Here is a 4,813-nt window from a genome sequence, read left to right on the forward strand (position 1 = left end):
CCTGAAGATCGCGGTGCCGCTGGTGCTCATCGTCGCCGTGCTGCTGCTGCGACCGCAGGGCCTGTTCGGCTCGGCGCCCGTGGAGCGGGCGTGAACACGGTCCCCGGGCTCGTGCCCCCGGGGCACCGCAGGATGCCCGTCGGGCAGGCGGCCGGGGACCGGCGGCAGGTGTGGCCGTGGCGGCGCGCCGGGCTGGGCGCTCTGGCGGCGGGCGCCGTGGCGCTGCCGTTCGTGCTGCCGCCGTACCTGTTGTTCCAGGCCACACTCATACTCGTGTACGCCGTCGCTCTGCTCGGCCTGTACCTGTTGGTGGTGCGCTGCGGGCAGATCCCCCTGGGCCACGGCACGTTCTTCGGCGTCGGCGCCTACACGGCTGCCGTCATGATCGCGCAGTTCGGCCCGCCGTACCCGCTGACCCTGCCGGTCGCGGCGCTGCTCACCTTCGGGCTCGGCTGGGCGGCCGGGCTGCCCGCGCTGCGGCTGCGCGGGCTCTACCTGGCCATGGTGACCTTCGCGGTCGCCGTCGTGCTGCCGCCGCTGCTCAAGCGCTTCCCGGCGATCACCGGCGGGGCGATGGGGATGCCCGTGCCCACGCCGCGGGCGCCCGTGCTGGACGACGACCAGTGGGTCTACTTCCTCGTCCTCGGGGTGACCGTCACGGCCTTCGCCGGGATCCGCAACCTGACGGCCTCGCGGGGCGGGCGGGCGCTCACCGCGCTCCGGGAGCACCGGGCGGCGGCCGAGGTGCTCGGCATGCGCCCGGCGACCCACATGACGCACGCCTTCGCCTGGAGCGCCATGTACGCGGGCACGGCGGGCGCCCTCTACACCTGGACGGCCGGCTTCGTCTCCCCCGACTCCTTCGCCCTCAGCCTGTCCATCACGCTGCTGGCCGGGGTGGTCATCGGTGGCCCCGCCACGCTGACCGGGGCGCTGCTCGGCGCGTTCGTCGTGATGGGCGTGCCCGCCGTGGCCCGGGAGCTGAACCCGGCCGCCCCGGGCGTCATCTCCGGCCTGCTGATCGTCCTCGTCGTCTACGCGGCGCCGACGGGACTCACCGGCCTGCTGCGCCGGACCGCCTGGAGCGTCGCCGGGAGGCGCACATGACAGCCGCCGGGAGGCGCACGTGAGAACTGCCGGGAGGCGCACGTGAAAACGGTCGGGAGGCGCACATGAGAGCCGGGGTCGTGCCGCTGGCCAGATGTCTCGCCGCGTCGCTCGTCCTCCTGGCGTCGGGCTGCCGGCCGGCGTCCGGCGAGGTCACGCTCACCGGCGGCTGCGCGGGCCAGGTGGGCACCGGGATCACCGCCGAGTCCGTGCGGGTCGGCGGGATCTACCCGCTGTCCGGGCCCGCCTCCGCCTACGCGGCCGTCGCCCAGGGCGCCCGCGCCTACTTCGACCACGTCAACGCGCGCGGAGGCGTGGAGGGGCGGCGCATCGAGTTCCTGGTTCGCGACGACGCCTACCAGCCCGCCCGCGCGGTGGAGGAGGCTCGCCGCCTGGTGCTGCACGACCGGGTGTTCGCGCTGTTCCAGACACTCGGCACCCCCTCGACGGCCGCGGTGCGTGAGTACGCCGACCGGTGGAGGGTGCCGCAGGTGTTCGTCGCCACGGGGGCCACCCAGTGGGGCAGCGACACCAGGCGTCCCTGGACGATCGGCTTCCAGCCCAGTTACGTCGCCGAGGCCCGGGTCTACGCCCGCTACCTGGCCAAGGCCAGGCCCGAGGCCAGGGTCGCGGTGCTGTACCAGAACGACGACTTCGGCCACGACCTGCTCGACGGCTTCCGCCAGGCGATCGCCGGCACGTCCGTACGGCTCGTGGCGGCGCTGAGCTACGAGGTGACCGACCCCAGCGTGCAGGGCCAGCTGGCCAACCTCGCCGCCTCCCGGGCCGACGTCCTGCTCAACGTCAGCACGCCGAAGTTCGCCGCCCAGGCGCTGGCCACCGACGCGGCCATGACCGGCTGGAACCCCCTGCACATCGTCAACGGCGTGGCCGCCTCCCCCGCCGTCCTGAAGCCCGTGGGGTACGACAAGGTCCAGGGCATCGTGACGGCCGGGTTCCAGAAGGAGCCGGGCGCGCCGGACTGGGCCGACGACCCGGGCATGCACACCTACCTGGCCGCGCTGGCCCGGCACGCGCCCGAGGCCGACCCCGCCGGGCAGCAGGTGGTCTTCGGCTGGACGGCGGCGCAGGCCTTCGTCAAGGTGCTCGAACGCATGCGCTGCCCCTCCCGTGAGGCCATGCGCGCGGCGATGCGCAGCCTGTCGGACGTCGAGCTGGACCTGCTCCTGCCCGGCATCACGCTCTCCACGGGGCCCGATGACGGGTTCCCGATCGAGTCGATGCAGCTCACGCGCTTGGAGGGCAACCGCTGGGTACGGTTCGGCAAGGTCATCGACACCCGCGCCGAGTTCGGCCCGGTCCCGCCCCAAGATCACCCTTGATTGCGGCGGAGTCCGCCGTCCGTTCACGAGCCCGCCATGTCCCTATTACAGGGTCTCTGTCCATGATTCGGAAGTTCCGCCGTACGCTGACCGTCACCGGCCTGGCCGCCCTGGCGACCGCCGCCACCCTCACCTCGCTCCCCCCGGCGTCCGCCGCGGACGGGTTCGACCGCATACACGAGCAACTGCTGCGGCACGGCCCCGGAGCCCCGCTCATGATCGCCGCCCACCGAGGGCAGTGGCGCGACGCCCCGGAGAACTCCCTGGCCGCGATCCAGGCCGCCGTCGAGGACGGCGCCGAGATCGTCGAGATCGACGTACGGCCCACCCGCGACGGCCACCTGGTGCTCATGCACGACGAGACCGTCAACCGGACCACCAACGGCACCGGCCGCGTCGCCGACCTGACCCTCGCGCAGATCAGGTCGCTCCGCCTCAAGCAGGGCCTGGGCGGCAACCAGGCCGCGCTCACCGGCCACACCGTGCCCACCTTCGAGGAGGCGATGCTGGCCGTCAAGGGCCGGGCCCTGGTCAACCTCGACAAGGGCTGGCCCGTCCGCGAGGCGATGTACGAGGTGCTGAAGCGGACCGGCACCGTGGACCACGGCCTGTTCAAGGGCGCCCCCACGGTCGAGGAGGCCGCCGCCTTCATGGCCCGGGACGCCGAGATCCTCTACATGCACATCATCGACGACAGCACCGCCGGCGTGGTCGGCACCTTCCCCGGCCGCCAGCCCGTGGCGTACGAGGTGGTGTTCGACCGGGCCGAAGATCCGCAGGTCGCTCCCCGGACGCTGGAGAAGATCGCGCGGCACAGCCGGATCTGGATCAACAGCATGTGGTACGGCCTGGCCGCCAGGTACACCGACGAGGCGTCCCTGCGCGACGCGAACCTCGGCTGGCGCGCGCTGGTCAGGACGTACGGCGCGAACATGATCCAGACCGACAACGTCGAGGCGCTGGACTACTGGCGCGACGGCGGCAACCTGTCCCACTGGGGCCGGCAACCCGGCAACCGCACGATCCGCGTCGAGGGCGAGGACTTCGCGCCGGGCGGCGAGGGCGTCGGCTACCACGACCTCGACCCGAACCGCTGCACCGTGGCCCGGCCCGAGGAGGGCGTGGACATCTGCGACCTCGAGGGCGCCATCGCGGTGAACTGGATCCGCGGCGGCGAGTGGCTCAAGTATCGCTTCGAGGTCAAGCAGCCGGGCCTCTACCAGGTCTCGGCCCGCGTCTCCTCGCCGTACTCACCGGCCGGCACCGTCGTGCTCGACTGGGGCACGGGCACCGGCACCACCACCCCGATCGCGAACACCACCAGCCACGACGCGCTGACCCTCCAGCCCCTGGAGCGCCGCCGCCTCACCGGGGGCACGCACGAGCTGGTCCTGCGCATGCCGGAGACCGCCTACCAGAACTTCAACCTCGACTACCTGCAGCTCGACCTGATCAAGCGCTGACACCCGGCCGGAAGGCGCTCAGCCGGGCGCGATACGCAGCTCGCAGTAGCTGAGTTGCGAAATTTCGCAATTCAGCAGAGTATGGGGCTGTTTACTTCGGCGATCCGGAAGGTGGCACGCGTGAGCGGTGCGTTCGCGGCGGCGGTGCGAGAACGGGCACGCCTGGCCCGGGCGGCGGTGCTGGCCGCCCGTCGCGACCAGGACCCGGACGAGGCTCTCGTGGCCGAGGCCGAGTGGGAGCACGTTACGCGCCTGGCCCGCACTCACGGCATCCGCCTGGCCGAGCCCGAGCCGGCCGAGGCTGAGCCGGCCGAGGCTGAGCCGGCCGAGGCTGAGCCGGCCGAGGCTGAGCCGGCCGAGCCCGAGCCGGCCGAGCCCGAGCGGGGAGAGCGGCCGTAATGTCGGTGCCGTTGTACCAGGCCAAGGCGGAGCTGTTCCGGCTGCTGGGCCATCCGGTCCGGATCCGGGTGCTGGAGCTGCTGCAGGAAGGGCCGAAGCCGGTGCGCGACCTGCTGGCCGAGATCGAGGTCGAGCCGACCGGGTTGTCGCAGCACCTCGCGGTGCTGCGCCGCTCCGAGCTGGTGACCGCCCACCGGGAGGGCTCCAGCGTGGTGTACGCGCTGTCCGGCGGGGACGTGGCCGAGTTGCTGCGCGCGGCCCGTCAGCTGCTGACCGCCAAGCTGTCCGATCAGCGTGAGCTGCTCAGCGAGTTGCTGCAGGCCGAAGCCGGCCGGGAGTGAGCAACCTGGTGACCGCGGGCCTCGCGGGGGATCGGTGCGGCAAGCCGGGCCCCGGAACGCGGTACGGGCTCGGAGGGTGGGTGGGGGGGAACCAGGCGCCACCCCCCCCACCCCCCTCTTTCTGGGGCGATGCCCCCACCACCCCCCCAAGACCAGGGCC

Annotated in this window: 5 protein-coding genes; all 5 read left to right on the forward strand. The window is 72.9% G+C overall.

The window, feature by feature from the left end; translation table 11 throughout:
- Positions 1-90: 90 nt before the first annotated feature.
- The 5 genes from ACTWPW_RS63020 to ACTWPW_RS63040 all read left to right on the forward strand — a co-directional run bounded on the left by ACTWPW_RS63020 (position 91) and on the right by ACTWPW_RS63040 (position 4,653).
- Entirely contained in the window at positions 91-1,107 is a 1,017-nt protein-coding gene (locus tag ACTWPW_RS63020) for a branched-chain amino acid ABC transporter permease (protein WP_443174856.1), read from the forward strand.
- A 65-nt stretch (positions 1,108-1,172) separates the two neighbouring features.
- Positions 1,173-2,450 carry an ABC transporter substrate-binding protein gene (locus ACTWPW_RS63025; protein WP_443174857.1) on the forward strand — a complete coding sequence of 426 codons (1,278 nt, stop codon included), beginning with the start codon at positions 1,173-1,175 and terminating at the stop codon, positions 2,448-2,450.
- Positions 2,451-2,512: 62 nt separating this feature from the next.
- Positions 2,513-3,913 (forward strand): glycerophosphodiester phosphodiesterase family protein, encoded by a 1,401-nt coding sequence (locus ACTWPW_RS63030; protein WP_443174858.1) that lies wholly within the window; start codon positions 2,513-2,515, stop codon positions 3,911-3,913.
- A gap of 120 nt (positions 3,914-4,033) precedes the next feature.
- Positions 4,034-4,312 carry a hypothetical protein gene (locus ACTWPW_RS63035; protein ID WP_443174859.1) on the forward strand — a complete coding sequence of 93 codons (279 nt, stop codon included), beginning with the start codon at positions 4,034-4,036 and terminating at the stop codon, positions 4,310-4,312.
- Positions 4,312-4,653 (forward strand): ArsR/SmtB family transcription factor, encoded by a 342-nt coding sequence (locus tag ACTWPW_RS63040; protein WP_443174860.1) that lies wholly within the window; start codon positions 4,312-4,314, stop codon positions 4,651-4,653. Before ACTWPW_RS63035 ends, ACTWPW_RS63040 begins: the two co-directional genes overlap by 1 nt.
- Positions 4,654-4,813 lie beyond the last annotated feature (160 nt).

The sequence above is a fragment of the Nonomuraea sp. KM90 genome, from assembly GCF_052246675.1.
Lineage (GTDB): Bacteria > Actinomycetota > Actinomycetes > Streptosporangiales > Streptosporangiaceae > Nonomuraea.

Excerpts from the sequence above, each read along its gene's own strand:
- ACTWPW_RS63025 (WP_443174857.1), top strand. The coding sequence starts at position 1,173 with ATGAGAGCCGGGGTCGTGCCGCTGGCCAGATGTCTCGCCGCGTCGCTC.
- ACTWPW_RS63030 (WP_443174858.1), top strand. The coding sequence starts at position 2,513 with ATGATTCGGAAGTTCCGCCGTACGCTGACCGTCACCGGCCTGGCCGCC.
- ACTWPW_RS63040 (WP_443174860.1), top strand. The coding sequence starts at position 4,312 with ATGTCGGTGCCGTTGTACCAGGCCAAGGCGGAGCTGTTCCGGCTGCTG.